Here is an 18,817-nt window from a genome sequence, read left to right as displayed (position 1 = left end):
TTCGACTGCCGACCTCGGATCCGGAGATCAGCAGCACCCGTCCGGCCCGGTCACCGCCCGCCGGGCCGGACGGGTGGCGGACGGCATCGTCGTCGGGGACGCCGCGCCGGAGCGACTCGAGCGCCTGCTGGCCGCCGCCCGCGACGGTCGTGCGGAGTCCGGGCGCGGCCGGGACCTGCGGGCGACGGTGCACGTGCAACTGGCGTGGGCGCCCACCGACGCCGAGGCGGCCGCCGGCGCCCTGCGCGAGTGGCCGATGGCGGGCCTGCGATTCCCGCGCGGCGACATCCGGTCGCCGTTCGACGTCGAGCACCTCGTGCGTGGCGTGTCGGCGGGTGAACTGGCCGCCAGGATGACGGTGTCCGCAGACCCGGGCGTGCACCGCGCCCGCCTGCAGCGACTGCTCGACCTGGGCTTCGACTCGCTGCACGTGCACAACGTGACACGCGACCAGCGCGGCTGGTTGGCCGTCTTCGCGCGGGAGATCCGACCGAACCTGCAGTAACGGCGGGGTGCGTGCGGTGGTGCTCGGCCCATCGACGCGGGTGCCTCACGTCGGCGGCGTCTCGACCGGCGGGTACCGGCGCCGGATCGCCAGCCACGAGATCCAGCCCATGCCGACGATCACCCCGAAGCTGAGGATCCGGTACAGCACCACGGTGGCGACCGCGGTCGCCGTGGGTGCGCTGCCGGCCACCAGTCCGAGGATCAGCGCGCTGTCGATGATGCCGATGCCGCCGGGTATCACGGTGAGGGTGCCGGCTGCCATCCCGGCGCAGTAGGCCAGCAGGACCTGGGCGCCGCCGATCGACTCGTGGCCGACTGCGTGGAAGCACAGCCACAGGCAGGCGGCGTCGAACAGCCAGTTGAACACGGCGTACAGGCCGGCCATCGCGGCGTGTCCCGGCGTGAGACGTGCTGCGTGGAGCTGATCCAGGAACGCCTCGACCTGGTCCAATCCGCGGGTGGCGGGCCTTCGGAGCGCGCGGTTGACTCGCGCCACGGCGCCGCGGGTGACGGATGTGAGGGCCGCCGGGTGGCGACCGACCCACCGGACGCCGACGGTCAGAGCCAGCCCCGCCGCAGCCAACCCGGCTAGCGTCGTCCAGTGTGGACGGCCGTGTACAGCAAGGGTTCCGGCGGCGGTGATGACGGCGAGCGCCGCCGACGACAGGATCGCGGACAGAGCGATGCACCATGACGCCACCGCGGCCGACGCGCCGAACCGGCGCATCTGCCGGAAGTTGAAGTGCGTGGAGAAGGCGGGGCCGCCCGGCAGGGTGGCGCTGAGCGAGTGCGCGGCGTATGCGAGCGCGACGTGCTTGTACAGCGGCACGCGCAGCCCGGCCGACCACAGCAGGCGGCGCTGCAGGCGCGCGTACGAGGTCATTGCGGCCAACTCGGCGAGCATCGCGCACACCAGCCATCCGGGTTGCGGTGTCCGCAGCCGCTCGAAGGCCTCTGCGAGCGAGTTCCAGCCCAGGGTGAGTTCCACGGCGAAGAGCACGAACAGGCCGACGAGGCCGACGGTGCGCAGCCGTCGTCGGGGCGATCCCCTAGCGAGCATGGCGGACCTCGAACACGCATGCCGGTGTCCGTCTCGTCACGCGCACAGAATAGCCACCGTGTCTGTGCGCATTACGGACACGCTGCACGGGGGTGCGGTCCGTGCCCTGGCCCCGATGCAGGTCTGACTCCGACACGACTGCGGTCGGTGATCCCGTCGTCCCGAACGCGCCGTGTCGGCACCTCAGCCCGCATCGGTCGCGCGGTCGGACAGTCCCAGACGCAGGTGCTCGCTGTGGTACACGGCCTCGTCCAGCAGTTGCGCGACGTGGTCGTCGTACAGGCTGTAGACGATGGAGCGGCCGGAGCGGGTGCCCACCACGAGGCCCAGGTTGCGGAGCAGGCGCAGCTGATGCGATACCGCGGACGTCTCCATCTGTACGGCGTCCGCCAACTCGGTCACGGAGAGTTCGGCGTGCCGGAGCTCCGACAGGATCAACAGACGACTCGGCGTCGCCAGCGCCTGCAGGGTGGTGGCGACGCGCTCCGCGGCGCCGGCGTCCAGGCGGGCCGCCGGTCGCTGATCGCCCGCGGCGGTTCCGTGACCCACGCGCTCGACTCTAGTGCTACCGAAGGTCGGTGGTGTCCATCGATCGCGGGCGGCGCGGGGCGCGACGCCGCACGGAGCCAGCGAGCTGACCAGATCAATAACTGAAGAGCTGTTCAATCATTCTGTTATGGTGGGCCCATGGCCGACCTCGCCCGCATCCGCCGAACCCGCCCCTGGGAGCTCCCCGAGATGCGCTGGGCCGCGGCGGCGCTCGCGCTGTTCCTGGTCGGGCTCGCCGCGTGGTCGGGAGGCATGCCGGCCTGGTCGTACTGGGCGGCCTATCTCGCGTGCTACGCGACCGGCGGGTGGGAGCCGGCACTCGCCGGTCTGCGCGCGCTGCGCCACCGCACCCTCGACGTCGACCTGCTCATGGTGGTCGCCGCCCTGGGCGCGGCGGCGATCGGGCAGATCACCGACGGCGCGTTGCTCATCGTCATCTTCGCGACGTCGGGGGCGCTCGAGGCGCTCGCCACCGCGCGCACCGGCGACTCGGTGCGCGGGCTGCTCGACCTGGCACCGGACACCGCCGTGCGGGTCGGTCCCGACGGTGTCGAGCGGCGCGTCCGGGCCGCCGAGCTCGCCGTCGGCGACACCGTCGTCGTCCGGCCGGGCGAGCGGGTCCCCGCCGACGGCACGGTGGTCGGCGGAGCCAGCGAGGTGGACCGCTCGACGGTGACCGGCGAGCCGCTGCCCGTCGACGCCGCCCCCGGAGACTCCGTGTACGCGGGTACTCGCAACGGCACCGGTGTTCTGCGCGTCCGGGTCGACAAGGATCCCGGCGCCAGCGTCGTGGCGCGGATCGCCGCCATGGTCGCCGAGGCGTCGGACACGAAGGCGCGCACCCAGCTGATGATCGAGCGGATCGAGCAACGCTACTCGATCGGGATGGTGGCGGTCACGCTCGCCGTCTTCGTGATCCCCCTGTTCTTCGGCGATCCGCTCGACCGAGCGCTGTTGCGCGCCATGACGTTCATGATCGTCGCTTCGCCGTGTGCGGTGGTGCTCGCGACGATGCCGCCGCTGCTCGCCGCGATGGCGACGGCCTCCCGCGGCGGCGTCCTGGTCAAGTCGGCGGTCGCGATGGAACGGCTGGCCGCGGTGACCGCCGTGGCCTTCGACAAGACCGGCACCCTGACCCTGGGCAGCCCGGAGGTGTCCCGAACCTACTCCGCGGCAACAGATCTCGACGAGGGCGAGGTGCTCCGCCTGGCCGCGGCGGTCGAGGGTGGCAGCGAGCACCCGCTGGGCGCGGCGATCACCGCGGCCGCCGACCGGGCGGGACTCGACACCGCCGTCGCCTCCGGATTCGTCGCGACGCCCGGCAGGGGGGTCGCCGGCACCGTCGGCGGGCGCAGGGTGACCGTCGAATCGGCGACGGGTCCGGCCGGGGATGCCATGAGTGAGGCTGCAGCAGTGGCGGTCTCGGAGTCGCACGCGCGAGGTGAGACGGCCGTACTGGTCACGGTCGACGGCCGGACGGTGGGCGTGATCGCGCTGTCCGACAGGTTGCGCCCCGAGGCGCCCGCCGCGGTCGCCGCCACCGCGGCGGTGACGGGCACGCCACCGTCGGTCCTGACGGGCGACAACCGTGCGGCCGCAACTGCGCTCGCACGTCGCGTGGGCGCGGGCGCCGTGGTAGCCGAGTGCCTCCCCGAGGACAAGGTCGCCGCGCTGCGCAGCATGAGCGCCGCGGGGGCGACGGTGGCGATGGTCGGTGACGGGATCAACGACGCTCCGGCCCTCGCCGTCGCCGACGTCGGGATAGCGATAGGCGGTGCCGCGTCGGACCTGGCGCTGCAGACCGCGGACGTCGTCGTGGTGCGTGACGACCTGCGCGGCGTGCCGGCCGTGCTCCGATCCGCGCGTCGAGCTCGCCGCGTGGCGGTGGCGAACCTCGCGCTCGCGGCGACGGGCATCGGCGCGCTCGTCGTGTGGGACCTCGTCGGCACCCTGCCGCTACCGCTGGGCGTCGCCGGGCACGAGGGATCGACGATCCTCGTCTGCCTCAACGGACTCCGGCTGCTCCGCCGCGGCCCCGACCCGGCCACCGCTCGGGTCGGGGGACCGCTTCCAGGACGGATCAGAGAAGTTCGCGCAGCAGCTCGATCTGCTTGACCCGGCCCGCGGCGTCCTCCGCGATCGGAGCCACGTTGAGCACCGTCGCGCCGGCCTCTCGGAACGCGGCGACCCGCTCGGCGACGAACCCCGTGGGGCCGATCAGGGAGATGTCGCGGACCAGGGCGTCGGGGACGGCCTGCACGGCCTCGTCCTTGCGGCCGGCCAGGTAGAGCTCCTGGATCCGGTCGGCCTCGGCGCCGAAGCCGTACTGCGTGGCCAGCGTGTGGTAGAAGTTCTTGCCCTTGGCGCCCATGCCCCCGATGTACAGCGCGAGCTGCGGCTTCACGAAGTCCCGTAGGTGCTCGGTGTTCTCGCCGATCGCCAGGGCGGGACCCGCGTACACGTCGAGCGTGCCGAGCGCGGGATCGCGTTGGGCGGTGCCGGAGTCGAGCGCCGCCCCCCACACGTCGCGCGCCTTCTCGGGCAGGAAGAAGATCGGCTGCCAGCCCTCCGCGATCTCCGCGGCCAGCGCCACGTTCTTCGGTCCCAACGCGGCCAGAAGTACCGGGATACGTTCGCGCACAGGATGGTTGATCAACTTCAGCGCCTTGCCGAGGCCCGTCCCCTGCTCCGCCGGCAGCGGTATGGTGTAGTACTTGCCCGCGTACTCGAGCCGCTCGCGCCGCCATACCTTGCGGCAGATCTCGATCACCTCGCGGGTGCGGCCGATGGGTGCGTCGTACCGAACGCCGTGGAAGCCCTCGATCACCTGGGGGCCGGACGCGCCGAGCCCCAGGACGAACCGGCCGTCGGAGATGTAGTCGAGGCCGGCGGCCGTCATCGCCGTCAGCGTGGGCGTGCGGGTGTACAGCTGCAGGATCCCGGATGCGAGCTGTACCCGTTCGGTGCGGGCCGCGAGGTAGCCCAGTGCGCTCACGGCGTCGAACGAGTAGGCCTCCGGCACGAAGACGATGTCCAGGCCTGCGCGCTCGAGGTCGGCGACCTCCGCCGCGACCTCCTTGAACCCGCCGCCATAGTTGATGCCCAATCCGATCCGCACGGCCAACCGCCACCTCTCGTCATGCCACTGTGTTCACAGCGTCTCACGCCGCTCGCCCGGGGGAACATCGGGGCAGTGCCTGTGGGGGCGGACCCGAGGCGTCGCGGAAGCGCAGCCGCGGGCCCAGGAATCGCAGGCCCAGGAGGCGCGGACTCAGGTGGCGCCGGGTGTACCTCGGCGGAACCATTCGAACGCACGCTCGCGGGGCTGGGGGATCCCGTGGAACCAGCCCTGCGAATACGTGCAGCCGATCGCCTGGATGCGGTGGTGCAGGTCGAGGTCCTCGACGCCCTCGGCGACGGTGTCGATCCCCAGCGCGGTGGCCATCGCCTGGATCGATCCGATCATCACCCGCCGCCGGCGCTCGACGTCCTGATCGCTGCCGCGCAGCGCCATCACGAACGACTTGTCGATCTTGACGATGGTGATGGGGAAGTTGCTGAGGTTGGACAGCGCCGAGTACCCCACACCGAAGTCGTCCAGGCTGAGCCGCAGACCGAGGTCTGCCAGCGTGGACAGCACCTCGGCCGCGTTCTCCTCGTCGGCGATCAACGCGGTCTCGGTGAGCTCGATCCACAGGCTCGACGCGGGCAGATCGTGCTTCTCGAGCGCGGCGGCGAACCGGGCGCCCAGGTCCCGGTCGCGCAGCTGCCGTGCCGACACGTTGATCGACACCGCGACGTCGCCGCCCGGTATCTCGGAGCGCAACTGGGCTACCTCGGCGACGGCGGTGTCGATCACCCAGTTCCCGATGTCGATGATCATCGCCGAGTTCTCCGCGATGTCCATGAAGAACGCCGGCCTGCGCAGGATGCCGTGATATCGCCAGCGCAGCAGCGCCTCGAAGGCGACGACACGGCCGGTGGCGGTCTCCACGATCGGCTGGTAGTGCAGCTCGAGGCTTCCGTCGCCGGCCGCATGGCGCAGCGCCGTCGACACCTCCAGCCGGTGCCGCAGGTCTCCGCGATAGCGCACGTGTTCGCCCTCGCTGAGCATGTCGTCGCGGACGAAGCGGCGGCCGCCCGCGGCCTTCGCCGCGGCCAGTCCGCGGTTGGCGTGATGAATGAGATCGGTGGCGTCGAGGGAGATCTCGCCGCCGGTGGTCGCGATCCCCACGCTGGCGTCGATGGTCACCGAGCCCACGGACATCTCGAACGGCGCGGCGAGGGCGTCGACGACCGCCTGTGCGAGTAGGTCCGAGGCCTCGCGCCCCAGCGCGGTCGCGATCGCGAACTCGTCGCCGCCGTAGCGGGCGACCTGCGCGTCGGCGGGCACGGTCTGCGTGAGGCGGGCCGCGGTGGCGCGAAGGACCTGGTCGGCGACCACGTGCCCGTAGGATCCGTTGATCCACTTGAACTCGTCGAGGTCCACGACCAACACGCTGAGCGTCTGGTCGTCGTCCGGATCACGGGCGGCCAGGCGTTCGTCGAAGGCGGTCCGGTTGATGAGGCCGGTGAGTGGATCATGGGTCGCGCGGTCCTCGAGCGTGGTCTGCAGGGCCTCGATCTCCCGCTCGCGCACGGCGATGTTGGCGGCCAGCAGCGCCTCCTGGTCGTCCAACGCACGCTCCCGGATCGCGTCGGCGTATCCCGTGAGGACGTGCGCGCACACCGCCCACCATCGCGAGCTCGGCGCGGCGGAGTCCGGGCCCACCGGCTCGGCCGCAGCGAACGCTTCGACGGTCTCGGTGAGCATCGACGGCATCCGGTCGAAGGGCGACTCCGCGAGCCGCCGTCCGAGCCGCTCCGCCTCGAAACCCGACCACGACTCGGCGGCTACCAGCCGATCCATGCCGTGCAGCTCGAGGGCCAGGGCGGTCGCTGCTGCCGACACGGACACAGGCAGTGAGCCGCTGCTGTCGAGCGCGGCCGCCCAATCGCGGGCGATGGCCGCGAAGCCCGCCGCGGGGCGGGGCGTATACGACGTCCTCATCATCGCCCCTTCCTGGCTACCCCGACGAATCCACTGGCGCGCCGGACGAGTTCGGCCGCAGCGACCGGATCGTCGGGCCGCCACAGCGGGAGCTCGACCACTCCGGGCGCGAGCAGTTCCCAGCCGCGGAACATCTCCTGCACCTGTTCGCGGGACCGCAGGGTGTACGGGCTTCCCGCCTGTCCATAGGTCTGTTCGAACGTCGGACCCGAATCCGCGAGTTCGGGTCGCCCGTCGATCGTCGCCCCGTGCCAGATCGCGATCGCGCTCCCCTCGGCGACCCGCGCGCGTACGTCGGAGACGGCGGCGAGCGCGCGGTCGTCGTCGCTCACGAAGTGCAGCACGCCCAGCATCAGGACCCCGACCGGCCGCGACGGGTCGATCAGTTCGCGCACCGGCGCCGATCCGAAGATCGCCTCGATGTCGCAGGCGTCGGCGAGGGCCGCAGCGGTGCGGGGGTCGCCCCGCAGGAACTCGGCCGACTGCGCGACTGTGATGGGGTCGGGGTCCACGTACACCACTGCGGAGTCGGGGGCGAGGGCCTGCACCTGTTCGTGCACGCTGCCCGCGGTCGGGATCCCGGATCTCAGCTCGAGGAACTGCCGCACCCCGGAGTCGACGAGGTGCCGAACGACTCGGCGCTGGAATGCGCGGCTCTGCTGCATGGTGACGACGATGTCGGGCCACGAGGCGATCACTCGGCGCGCGGCGGCGCGGTCGACCCCGAAGTTGTGCGATCCGCCGAGGAAGTAGTCGCGGATGCGGGCTGCGCTCGGCACCTCGAGGTCGATTCCCAGGGGGAGCGGACCGGAACGCTCGGAGTCGTTCCCACTCATCGGCTCCAGTCCCCTCTATCCGAGGCCGCGTCTCGCCGCCGGTGAAACTACCTCGCTGCCGCCGCCGCGGACCGGTGGCCGACATTCTGCGGTCACAAGATACATGGATTATCCTCCCACGGCGTGATTCGGCACGCGAACGACGCACGGGCACCCGAAGATATATCGAATCCCTTGGTATGAAGGGCCCCTTGTCGCGCCTGCGATCGCGGGAGTGGTACCAGCGCGCCGGACGGCCGGGGGCGCTATTGACACCCCCGGATCGGACGCGTTGACTCGCCCGCGTGGACAGCGTCGTCGTGCGGACCGGGTCGGGAGAACTGCAGGGTACGAGCGAGGGTGGGGTGAGCCGCTTCCTGGGTGTGCCCTACGCCGCGTCGCCGGCGGACAGTGGGTGGCTGCTCCCGCCTGCACCCGTGCCGCCGTGGGAGGGCGTCCGGCCGGCCACCGAATACGGCCCGACGGTGCCGAAGAACGCCTATCCCATGCCGTCGCGCGAGATGCTGACCGAGCCGGTGGTGGACGGCGACGAATGCCTCAATCTGAACATCTGGTCGCCCGGGACCGACGGCTTCGCGCCGGTATTCGTGTGGATCCACGGGGGCGCGTTCCGCAACGGTTCGGGCATCGTGCCGCAGTACGACGGCACCGCCTTCGCACGTGACGGTGTCGTGTGCGTGACCATCAACTACCGGCTGGGACTGTACGGCTCCCTGGACACGGGCGACGGGCACACCAACATCGGCCTGCGTGACCAGATCGCCGCGCTGCGTTGGGTGCAGGACAATATCGCCGCGTTCGGCGGCGACCCGGCGCGGGTCACCATCGGCGGCGAGTCCGCGGGCGGCATGAGCGTCACCAGCCTGCTGGCGTCGCCCCTGACCGAGGGGCTGTTCCGCGGTGCGATCGCGCAGAGCGGCGCGGGCCACCATGCCACCTCGCCTGCCGGGGCCCGCGCCGTGAGCGCGTTCCTCGCCGACACGTTGGGCATCGAGGCCGATCGCGAGGCGTTCGCGAGAGTTCCACGGGCCGATCTGTTGGCGGCGCAGGAGAAGGTCGGGATCGTCGTCCAGACCGACCCCGATCCCGCCAAGTGGGGCGAGATCGCCGCCAACACCATGCCTTTCGAGCCGGTCGTGGGCGACGACGTGATGCCGGTCCTGCCGTATGGTGGGCTGCGCGGTGGCCGGGGCGCAGCCGTCTCGGTCCTGGTGGGCACCAACGCCGACGAGATGCTGTTCTTCCTCGCGCCGACCGGGATCGTGGCCGGCGTCGATCAGGCGGGGTACGGCGCGGTGGCCGGCGCCGTCGCCCGCTACGGCTTCGCGGACCCGGCCGCGGTCGTTGAGGCGTACAAGGGCGGCCGCAACGACTCGCCCGGCAAGGTCATGGCGGCGGTCGCCGCGGACTGGTTCTTCGGCATCCCGGCCGTGCGGGTCGCGGAGGCCCGCGCCGATCGGGCGCAGGCCGACGGCGGCGCCGCGGCGCCGACGTACGTCTACCAGTTCGGCTGGTCGTCCACCGCGCGCGGCGGGACCCTCGGTTCGTGCCACGCGCTCGAGATCGGCTTCGTCTTCGACACCCTCGCGGCGAGGGACGGCGAGAACCTCACGGGCCCGAACCCGCCGCAGGCGCTCGCCGACGAGATGCACGCCGCCTGGGTCCGGTTCATCACCGACGGCGCCCCCGGCTGGGAGCCGTACACACCGGACCACCGTGAGGTCCGCATCTTCGACATCGAGTCCGAGACGGTCGTCGACCCCCGCCCGGAGCAGCGAGTTCTGTGGGAGGGGCTCCGCTAGGCCCGGCCGAAGCCAGGATCAGCCGTGGGGACCGCGTGTATGCGGTCCCCACGGCGACATCCATCAGTACGGCGCCGCCCGGATCGGTCCCGGGTTGTACCAACCGTTGCGGGTCACCACCCCGTGCTGCAGCTCGGCGGGTACGGCAGTGTCCCAGGGGGTGTACTTCGTGATCGTGCCCCAGTCCCGTGACCAGTCGTTCTTCAGGTAGCTCGGCACGACCTGCTCGGCGAACATCGCGTCGGTCACACCCAGCGGTCCACCCGTCTTCCAGCCCTCCCACGTATTCGACGTCTGCACGGTGGCGCTGAAGTCGGGCGAGAAGCGATACTTCGGGATCTCGTAGACGCCACCGACGGCCTGCATCTGATGCTGGCACGGGAACGCGAACGCGACCATGAAGTCGATCGACACGACGGTGTTGCTGCCGATCGCCTCCTGCACCGTCTGCATGCTGGACATGCGGGGCGGAGTCAGCGCGACGAAGTTGGGTGACGGTGCCTTGTCGTCGATCACGACCCGAACGGTGTTGGTGCCCTTGGGCAGGCTCGCGGTGGGGAAGCGCAGGTTGCGCCACCACGGTGCGTTCCAGGCGTCGATCGGCGTCAGTGAGCCGAGCGGTCGGACCGTGCCGTCGGCGTCGGCGTGGCCGGCCTGCAGGGTGAGCGTGCGGCCCGATTTCACCGACTTGTCGACGCCCGTCGCGGCGACGGAGCCCGCCACCGACAGCGTGATCAGCGGCGTCCGGTCGGTGATCGGGGGCACCGCGTACCAGCCGGTCGTGAGGTTGGCGGGGCCCACCGCGCCGTTGCTGCCCAGAACGGGGGTGGTCGTCGCGTCGAGGCCGAACGGCAGCGGCACGTTGGAGCCGTTGACGGTGATCGGCGCACCGAAGGCGGCGTTGGCCGCCGCGTTCTGGGCGACCCCACCATGGCCGGGGGCCGTGGCGGAGCCGGTGTCGGAACCCGCACCGCTCACATCCGCGCCGCTGCTTCCTGCCGCGCTACTGCCCGAGTCGCTGCTCGACGTGCCGGAGACGCCGTTGGGATCGGTGCCGGCCGCACCGCTGGACGCACCGCCCTGCGATGTCGCGCTGTTCTGCGTGCTCGCCGCCGTGCTGCCGCTACCGACGTTGTCGGCGAGGTCGGTATTGGCGCTGTCCGTGTTGTGCCCCGGGTTCGACAGCACCGGATTCACCGATGCCGGAATGCCGTTCGGGGTGAAGCCCGTGTTCTGCCCGGCCAGGGTGGCCGACGCGGTGGGCACCCTGCCGCCGGGGAGCGGCAGCGGCTTCAGCTGGCCGGCGTTGGGATCGGTCTCCATCAGCACGTCGTTCGCCATCGAGCACGAGTTCCCCTCCAGCGCAGCCACATTGGACGCGGTCCAGGAGAAGCTGCCGCGCTGGCTGTACGCGCCCTTGGCCACCGTCGTCACGTCGAAGACGACGACGAGCAGCGCCAGGATCGCGAGGGTCGGGATCGCGCGTCCACGATGGTCGGACTCGGGCACGTAGTCGCGGCGGAAGTGCAACCACAGGCCGTACAGGGTCACGATGATCGCCAGCGCGAACAGCACCCAGTAGAACTTGATCCCGAACAGCTGCGGCGGTTGGTCACCCCACGAGACCCCGTAGATTCCGGCCCAGTAGTAGCCGTTGATGCCGGCGAACGACACCGCCATGATGTACAGCACCGCCGCCGCGAAGAACACGCGGTTGCGCCGCGACCGCATCAGCGGTGTGGTCGTCATCGTGCCGGCGAGGGCCGCGATGCCCGCCGCATAGCCGGCGTACAGGCCGAGGTGGTGGGTCCACTTGGTGGGGGTGAACGCGAGCAGGATCACCGTCGCGAAGAACACCGCCATCAGGCGCCAGACCGGCCCCGCGGAGATCCCCGCCGGGCGACGCCGGCGCAGCATCATCGTGAGCACCGTCAGCAGGCACAGGAACGCGAGCAGCACGCCGATGCGGCGGTTCACCGACCCGTCCACGGTGTCGATCATCAGGTAGTAGTAGCGGACGCCCTCCTCGTACCACGCGAGGGTCGGCCCGGTCACCGTCTTCACCCTGAGCGCCTCGCGCGTGGCGCCCAGCGTGATCGTGTAGAAGGCGTAGAACAGGTACGACGCTCCCGCGGCGAGCAGCGGCGCGATCATCGGGAGGAGGCCGTCGCGTCTCCGGCGCTTGACGATCCGCGTGATGATCTGTCGCGAGGCTGCGAAGATCGCGGCGACGGCGATCAGGCCGCCCGGCGCGGCGCCCAACGTGAGCGCGGCACACGGCAGCGCGATGGCGACCGGGAGCAGCCGGCCGGTGGCGATGGCGCGCTCGATCGAGACCCAGGTGATGAGGCCGAACAGCACGACCGTCGGCTCGGGGCGCAGGCCGTTGTTCAGTGGCAGCCAGATCAGCAGGAAGCCGGCTGCGCCCGCCCATATGCCGGCCTGCGACCGCGCCACCGCGGGGCCCAGCCGCGGGATCATCTCGCGCGAGATCACCAGCCAGGACAGCAGTCCCATGATCAGGGTGGGGAGTCGCAGGGCGGGCGCCGCCGACGTGAAGTGCATGATCGCGGTGAAGATGTAGTCGTTCCAGCCGAACGGGTTCTCGGGCACGCCGAAGCTACGGAAGTAGTTGATCATGAAGCCGCTGTGTGCGGCCTGTGCGCCCATCGTGAACTGGTAGCCGTCGTCGGACGTGTTGGGGCCGATCAGCCACCACAGCAGGAGGATCCCGATCACGGTCAGGTCCACGGGGCGCGGGCGCAGCCACCCGGTCGGCATGGCGCGCACGTGCCCGCGCCCGTCGCGCAGGTCGAGGAAGCCGAGCGCCACCATCGACACGATCGTCGCGATGATGCCGACGATGATCGCGAGGCGCTTGATCACGGTGGGGCTGGTGCTGTACCGGGTGTCGACGACGGCGTGGAACGTCAGGCCCGAGGTCGCGGTGGTCGCGGGCAGATCGGTGTACACGCCGGTCACCTGCGGTCGCAGGTTGGGATCGTTGACGGAGCGGGACGAGTTGGGCGTCGACAGCCCGGTGAACGCCGCAGCGGTGGTCTTGGGTGTCGAGTCGAACGTGATCGCACAGCCCGGGGTTGAGAGCACGTCGGCGCGGGCGGCGGTGATCAGCGGTACGTCACGGTCGCTCAGGGTGACGGTGTCGTTCGTCGCCCGGATGAACAGTCCCTGCAGGCTGGGACGCGAGCCCTGGGCGGGCAGCGTCGACAGCAGCGTCCCGCCATCGCGCGGCAGGTCGCGCACCGTCGCACACGGCACGGAGATGTGCAGCTCGAGCGGCGTGTAGGCGACCAGCGGGGCATCGACGTTGCCGACCACCCCGTGTTGCGGCCAGTCCAGCGTGGTGGTGCGCTCGTGTACCGGCAGTAGCGGGGTGAGGCAGGCCAGCACGAAGCCGAGCAGGCCGCATACCGCGGCGACGATCCGCCACCGGGTGTACCGCTGGTCCGCGGGCGGCTGCGTGGGTTTCGCGGGGGCGGCGGCGGGGGAGCCCGCGGTCGGGTTCGACGGTGCGCTTTCCATTGCTGCCCCTAGTGTCCTGTGTAGACGGTCTGGTTGGTGATCGCCCGGATCGGGCCCGGCCGCCACCAGCCGCTGCGTTCCTGGATGCCCAACCGCAGCCGCGCGGCAGGCGCGGGCGAGACCTCGCTGTACATCTGCAGGTCGCCCCAGTCGCGCTGGAGGTCACCGGTCATGTACGTCGGCAACGTCGTGGTCTTGAGCAGGGTGTCCGGCACCGTCAGCGGGCCTCCCGCCTCCGTCGCCTGCCACGTGCGGGAGGATGCGATGGCGTCCTTGCGGGTGGGCAGGATGCGCCATCTCGGTACCTCGTAGACGCCGTTGTGGATGCCCATCGGCCGCTGGCAGGGGAACTGCTGGCCGACGAGCAGATCGAGCAGCACGGGGGCGCGGCTGCCCACGACCTGCTGCAGTGTCCGCAGCCGTGGCACCCGCGGCGGGGTCACCGCGACCCATTGCTGTGCGCCGAGGTTCGAGTCGATCACGTGCAGCCGCACCACGTTGGCGTCACGTGGGATCGCCGTCATCGGCACCCGCAGGTTGCGCCAGGGCATGTTGGGCCCGGGGTCGATGGGGGCGATGCGGCCCTGGTCGCTGATCGTGCCGTCGGCGGCGCGGTGCGCCCACTCGAGGTACACGGGCTGGCCGTAGGTGGAGGCGCCGGTGGCGTCCACCGACGCGATCGAGCCGGCCGCCGAGAACGCGATCAGCGGGGTGTCCTTGGTCCGCGCCGGCAGCGCGTACCACTCGGACAGCAACTCGGCGGGCGCGGTGTTCTGCCCGTAGCTGCCCACGACGGGCGTCCGCGCCGGGTCGAGGCCGTAGGGGAGCGCGGCGGTGCTGCCGTTGATCGTGCGCGGGCCGGTGCCGCCGCCGGTGCCGGCCGTGGTGGCCGAGGAGGCGAACGGGATCATCACCGGCGACGCCACGTTGATCTGGCCGGGCGCGGCGCCCGTCGGCTGCGGGCTCAGGTCCGACGCGACACCGTCGGGCGTGAAGCCGTGGGTGCCCGGGCCGGTGAGCGACTGCGACTCCGGGCGACCGTCGGCGGGGCGCAGCAGGTTCGCGCTGGGATCGGTCTCCACCAGCACCTTGGACGCCATGCCGCACCGGTCGCCCGTGACCGCCGCGAGGTTGGAGTCCATCACGGAGAAGGAGGCGCGGCTCGACACCCCGGCCTTGACGAAGATCAAGGCCTCGCCCACCACCAGGAGACCCAGCACAACGGTGAGCGGCAGCGATGCCAGCTGCAGGCGGCGTCGTCCTCGGCGGGCCAGGCGCCGGTCGTCGGCGCTGCGGTGGCTCAGTTCGGTGTCGTCGGCGTCGACCACGGCCTCGTCGGCCAGTCCGCCGTGCCCGCGCTGCTGGAAGTCGATCCGGAAGTGCTGCCACGCCGCGATGATGCCCGCGACGCCCGCCAACACCAGCAGCACGTTGGAGAAGGTGATCGCGTGCAGCTGCGGGCGCCGGTCGAACCACGGCACGCCCCAGGCGTAGGGCCAGATCCAGTTGTTGTAGCCGGCGAAGGCGGCGGCGAGCGCGAACAGGATGCCGCACAGGAAGAACGTGAAGTTGCGGATCGAGTGGCGCGCCGCCTCGACCACCGCCACCGTCGTCACCGCCGCGAGCGCGGCCGCGAACGCCGCGTACCCGCCGAACTGGATGGTCCACTTGGTGGGAGTCAGCGTCATCAGCGCGGCGCCGATGAACACGGCGCCGACCATCCGCCAGACCGGGCCCGGGTCGACCCGCGGGATGCGCTTCACGCGCAGCATCACGAAGGTGGTGACGAACAGGCACACGACCAGCAGGTACACGGGGACGCGGCGGACCAGCGAGCCGTCGGTGGTGGTCACGGTGAGGAAGTAGTAGCGCAGGTACTCCTGTGTCCACGGCGATGCCGGGCCCACCTCGATGCGGATCCGGATGGCCTCGGCCACCGATGCCAGCGACTGGTCGCGGAACGCCACGGGCACGAACACCACGGCCGCCGCGAGCACCGGCAGCAGCAGCGCCGCCACGCCGGCCTCCCGCCGGCGGGTGACGAGGACCTTGAGGATCGGCGCCGCGGACGCGATCAGCAACGCCGTCGCGATGATGCCGTGCGGCGCGAGCGCGAACGTCATGCCCGCGGTGAGCGCCGCGACGGCGGCGGGGAAGGCGCGGCGGGTGGCGATGGTGCGCTCGACCGCAGCCCAGGTGATGACGGTGCCGAGCGCGATCATCGGCTCGGAGCGCAGACCCGAGTTGAGCGGGAACCAGAAGGCCAGCAGCATGGCGGCGGCCGCCCACATGGCGAGCGGGAAGCGGTGCAGCGCCGGTCCGAGCCGCGGCAGGATCACCCGGGACAGCAGCAGCCACGTGGCGATGCCCGCGACCATCGACGGGATGCGCATGAACACGCCGACGGACGAGATCGACGCCCAGTGTCCGAGGAACGTGTAGTACCAGTCGAACGGGGCCTCGGGTGCGCCGAAGAAGCGGTAGTAGTCGGGGGTGTAGCCGGCCTGCCGGGCGACCTTGCCCATGGTGAGGATGTAGCCGTCGTCGGACGTGCCGCCGCCCAGGAAGTCCCAGACCACGATGCCGCCGATGGTCGCGATGTCCACGGGCCGCGGCCGCAGCAGCGCGGCCCAGCGGCGCGGGCCGATGCGGCGCTGGTAGCCGTGGCGGCGGTCCAGCAGTAGCAGGCAGACGACCGAGGCGAGCACGCACAGCAGGCCGACGACGATGGCCGCCAGCTTCAGCGGCGACGGCGACACGTCGAAGCGGGTGTCGATGGTGACGTGCGCCGCGAGTCCAGGGCCGGCGGCGCGGACCTGCGCGGGCGTGAGGTCGGTGTACAGCCCGGCGACGACGGGACGGTCCTCGGTCTTCGAGGTCCCGTCGATGCCGATGCCGTCGAAGCTGGCGCCGACGTTCTTCATCGTCGACCACAGCCGCAGCCGCGTGCACCGGCTCAGGTCGGCGACCGGTGCAGCGGCGACCACCGTCGACCGGAACGTGACCGTGACCACCTTGTCCGCCACGGTCACCGTCAAGCCCAGGTTCTTGGCGCTCGCATTGCGGGACACGGTGCCGAGCACGGTGCCGCCCCCGGCGAGATCGGCGATCGCCCGGCACGGGATGGTGGCGTGCAGCTCCTGCGGGGACTGCGACACCAGCGACGCGGTGACGTTGGCGGTGGTGGACTCGGCCGTCATCTGCGGCCACTCGAGCGCCGCAGTGTGCTGGCGCACGGGCAGCAGCGGGGTGAGCAGGCAGAGCACGATACCGATGAGACCGGTCACCACGGCGACGACCCTGATGAGCGACCGCCGCGAACTGCGGGAGGCGTCGGTTCTCGGCGGGCCGCTCGCGGGCGTTGACGTCACTGACACGGCTGCCCATGCTAGGCGAGCGGCCTGGGCCGTCCGCGGTCCGCCTCGTTCCTCCAGCCCATCATCAGCGCATTCTCAGGCGCGCGACACGTCGCGCGTACGCCTCGCGGTGGCTAGTCCTCGCGGATCGGCGAGCCCGAATGCACACCCCAGACCTGCTCGGTCCCGAGCGTGATGTCGGCCGGAACAGTGGTCGGGTCGTACGGCGTGAACCGCTCCAGCTCACCGAAATCCTGGCCCAGATCGCCGCGCAGGTACGCGGGCACCTTGGTGGCCTGCAGCAGCAACTCGGCCCAGCCGAGCGGTCCGCCGCCTGTCAGGCCCTCCCAGTCGGCCGTCACCGGAGACAGGTTCTGATCGGGCAGGATCCGCCACTTCGGCACCTCGGCGACACCCGCGTGGTGCTCGAGCGGGCGCTGGCAGGGATAGGCGAGCCCGGAGGTCCAGTCCAGCAGCACCGGGTCGGTGCGGCCGACCAACCGCTGCAGGGTGAGCAGCTTCGACATGCGCGGCGGCGTGATCGCGAGCCAGTGGTCGATCGCGAGGTCGTCGTCGATGGCGATGATGCGGATCGCGGTCGCGTTCGCCGGCAGGTCCGAGCGAGGCAGCCGCAGGTTCCGCCATGCCGGCTCGGGGCCGATGTCGATGAACGACTTCTTGCCCGCCACGGTGCGGCCGTCGTCCGTGGAGTACTCGATGTACAGCTCGTCGCCCGTGAACTTGCCCGCCGCGGACAGCGTGACGAGGTTCCGGTCGGGCTCCGCCGGCGGGAGCCGGTACCACTGGGTCTGGATGCGGGCGGCGGTCTGTACGTCGGGCGAGTAGGAGCCGAGGACGGGGGTGCGGGCCGGGTCCAGCCCGTACGGCAGCTTGATGTGCGAGCCGTTGACGCCGGCCGTCACCGTGCGGCCGGAGGTGGTCTCCTGCGGCAGGCTCGCCATCGCGTCGAGGCTGGTGAACGAGTCGTCGCCGGACAGAGTGGACGTGGCGCTGATGATGGTGGGGACGCCGTCGGGGGTGACGCCGACGGTGCCGGGCCCGTCCAGTCCGTCCTTCGGGGCGCCCGTGAGGGGCGTGAGCAGTCCCGCGCTGGGGTCTGGTTCGGTCTCGACGAAGTCGGCGAAGTTGCAGGTGTGGCCCGCGAGGGTGCGGACGTTGGCCTTGCCGACCGAGTACGACGAGTGCATCGTGATGGTGGCGGTGGCCACCAGCGTGGCCACGCTCACGACCACGACCAGGCCCGACGCCCAGCTGAGCGGCGACTGGCGCCCGGCGCCGCGCACCACGAACCGGGCCGCCCGGCGCGGGGACAGGCGGCGCGGTTCGGGTGACATGTCCAGTTCCGGACCGGGTTCGCCGTCCTCGCGGAAGTGCAGCCAGCCCGCGTAGAGCACCGACAGCCCGGCGCAGACGAAGAACACGTTGCCCAGGCCGAGCACCGTCGACGTCCCCCACGGGACGCCGTAGTTCGCCACGTACCACCAGCCGTTGGGGCCGGCGAACGACAGCCCGAGTACGAACAGCAGCCCGGCGCCGGCGATCGCGCGGTTGCGCGGGCTGCGCATCGCTACTGGTGCGAGGGCCGCGGCCGTCACCGCCGCGAGTGCGCCGCCGAGCCCGGCGAACGCGCCGAACTGGTGTGTCCACTTGGTGGGCGTGAACATCAGCAGCAGCAGCCCGCCGAACGTCACCGCGACCAGGCGGCGCGAGGGTCCCGCGCTGGTGCCCGGGATGCGGGAGCGGCGCATGATCACTGCGCCGGCGATCACCACGCACAGCAGCGTGGCCAGGACCGCGAACCGGCGGGCGACGCCGCCGTCGGCGGTGAACCCGAACAGTGCCGAGTACCTGTCGATCTCGTTGAACCAGTGCTTGGTGGGCACCACCGTGCCCACCTTGGTCTGCATGCGCGCCTTGGCGATGAACGCCGCGATCGTGAGTTTCGAGAACACGAACGGGACCAGCAGGACGCCGGCGGCGAGCACCGGTGCGACGTGCGCGGTCACCGTCAGCCGGAACGCGCGCCGCGCGGCCTTCGCGTCGCCGCCGGCCCCGTCGGCACCTGCGACACGGCCGGCCCCGTCGACACGGCC

General features: G+C 71.4%; 11 protein-coding genes. 3 read left to right on the top strand and 8 right to left on the bottom strand.

Annotated elements, in window-relative coordinates; genetic code table 11:
• On the top strand, positions 1-505 hold a 505-nt coding region (locus ABD908_RS21825; protein ID WP_344999964.1), incomplete at its 5' end, for an LLM class flavin-dependent oxidoreductase.
• Between the two features lie 45 nt (positions 506-550).
• On the opposite strand, the gene ABD908_RS21820 is transcribed toward ABD908_RS21825, so the two are convergent.
• On the bottom strand, positions 551-1,567 hold the full coding sequence (locus ABD908_RS21820; protein ID WP_344999961.1) for a lysylphosphatidylglycerol synthase transmembrane domain-containing protein: 1,017 nt from the start codon (positions 1,565-1,567) through the stop codon (positions 551-553).
• A 183-nt stretch (positions 1,568-1,750) separates the two neighbouring features.
• A complete protein-coding gene (locus tag ABD908_RS21815) occupies positions 1,751-2,116 on the bottom strand; it encodes an ArsR/SmtB family transcription factor (RefSeq protein ID WP_344999959.1) in 366 nt (121 codons plus the stop codon).
• A gap of 138 nt (positions 2,117-2,254) precedes the next feature.
• Here ABD908_RS21815 and ABD908_RS21810 point away from each other — a divergent pair, with 138 nt between their 5' ends.
• Positions 2,255-4,231 (top strand): heavy metal translocating P-type ATPase, encoded by a 1,977-nt coding sequence (locus tag ABD908_RS21810; protein ID WP_344999957.1) that lies wholly within the window; start codon positions 2,255-2,257, stop codon positions 4,229-4,231.
• Here ABD908_RS21810 and ABD908_RS21805 read toward each other — a convergent pair.
• The 3 genes from ABD908_RS21805 to ABD908_RS21795 all read right to left on the bottom strand — a co-directional run bounded on the left by ABD908_RS21805 (position 4,197) and on the right by ABD908_RS21795 (position 8,002).
• Positions 4,197-5,234 carry an LLM class F420-dependent oxidoreductase gene (locus ABD908_RS21805; protein WP_344999955.1) on the bottom strand — a complete coding sequence of 346 codons (1,038 nt, stop codon included), beginning with the start codon at positions 5,232-5,234 and terminating at the stop codon, positions 4,197-4,199. The genes ABD908_RS21810 and ABD908_RS21805 overlap by 35 nt on opposite strands.
• A 153-nt stretch (positions 5,235-5,387) precedes the next feature.
• Complete coding sequence (locus ABD908_RS21800; protein ID WP_344999953.1) at positions 5,388-7,169, bottom strand: putative bifunctional diguanylate cyclase/phosphodiesterase; 1,782 nt, start codon at positions 7,167-7,169, stop codon at positions 5,388-5,390.
• Positions 7,166-8,002, bottom strand: a complete 837-nt coding sequence (locus tag ABD908_RS21795) for an SAM-dependent methyltransferase (RefSeq protein ID WP_344999951.1) — start codon at positions 8,000-8,002, stop codon at positions 7,166-7,168. The genes ABD908_RS21800 and ABD908_RS21795 overlap by 4 nt, the downstream gene beginning before the upstream one ends.
• Before the next feature lie 284 nt (positions 8,003-8,286).
• Between ABD908_RS21795 and ABD908_RS21790 the strand changes: the two genes are divergently transcribed.
• Positions 8,287-9,804 carry a carboxylesterase/lipase family protein gene (locus ABD908_RS21790; RefSeq protein ID WP_344999949.1) on the top strand — a complete coding sequence of 506 codons (1,518 nt, stop codon included), beginning with the start codon at positions 8,287-8,289 and terminating at the stop codon, positions 9,802-9,804.
• A 63-nt stretch (positions 9,805-9,867) separates the two neighbouring features.
• Here ABD908_RS21790 and ABD908_RS21785 read toward each other — a convergent pair whose 3' ends face one another.
• The 3 genes from ABD908_RS21785 to ABD908_RS21775 form a co-directional block, all read right to left on the bottom strand.
• Complete coding sequence (locus ABD908_RS21785) at positions 9,868-13,347, bottom strand: arabinosyltransferase domain-containing protein (protein ID WP_344999947.1); 3,480 nt, start codon at positions 13,345-13,347, stop codon at positions 9,868-9,870.
• Positions 13,348-13,355: 8 nt separating this feature from the next.
• Positions 13,356-16,724, bottom strand: coding sequence for an arabinosyltransferase domain-containing protein (locus ABD908_RS21780; protein ID WP_344999945.1), 3,369 nt, complete (start codon positions 16,722-16,724; stop codon positions 13,356-13,358).
• A 113-nt stretch (positions 16,725-16,837) separates the two neighbouring features.
• Positions 16,838-18,817: arabinosyltransferase C-terminal domain-containing protein (locus tag ABD908_RS21775; protein WP_344999943.1), on the bottom strand; the 1,980-nt coding region annotated here is incomplete at its 5' end.

The organism is Tsukamurella soli (assembly GCF_039541155.1).
Classification (GTDB): Bacteria; Actinomycetota; Actinomycetes; order Mycobacteriales; family Mycobacteriaceae; genus Tsukamurella; species Tsukamurella soli.
The sequence above is the reverse complement of the archived record's forward strand: the minus strand, read 5'-3'. Positions and strand labels throughout refer to the sequence as shown.

Coding starts and splice junctions, on each gene's coding strand:
- ABD908_RS21820 (WP_344999961.1), bottom strand. CDS start 1,567: ATGCTCGCTAGGGGATCGCCCCGACGACGGCTGCGCACCGTCGGCCTC.
- ABD908_RS21810 (WP_344999957.1), top strand. CDS start 2,255: ATGGCCGACCTCGCCCGCATCCGCCGAACCCGCCCCTGGGAGCTCCCC.
- ABD908_RS21800 (WP_344999953.1), bottom strand. CDS start 7,169: ATGATGAGGACGTCGTATACGCCCCGCCCCGCGGCGGGCTTCGCGGCC.
- ABD908_RS21795 (WP_344999951.1), bottom strand. CDS start 8,002: ATGAGTGGGAACGACTCCGAGCGTTCCGGTCCGCTCCCCCTGGGAATC.
- ABD908_RS21785 (WP_344999947.1), bottom strand. CDS start 13,347: ATGGAAAGCGCACCGTCGAACCCGACCGCGGGCTCCCCCGCCGCCGCC.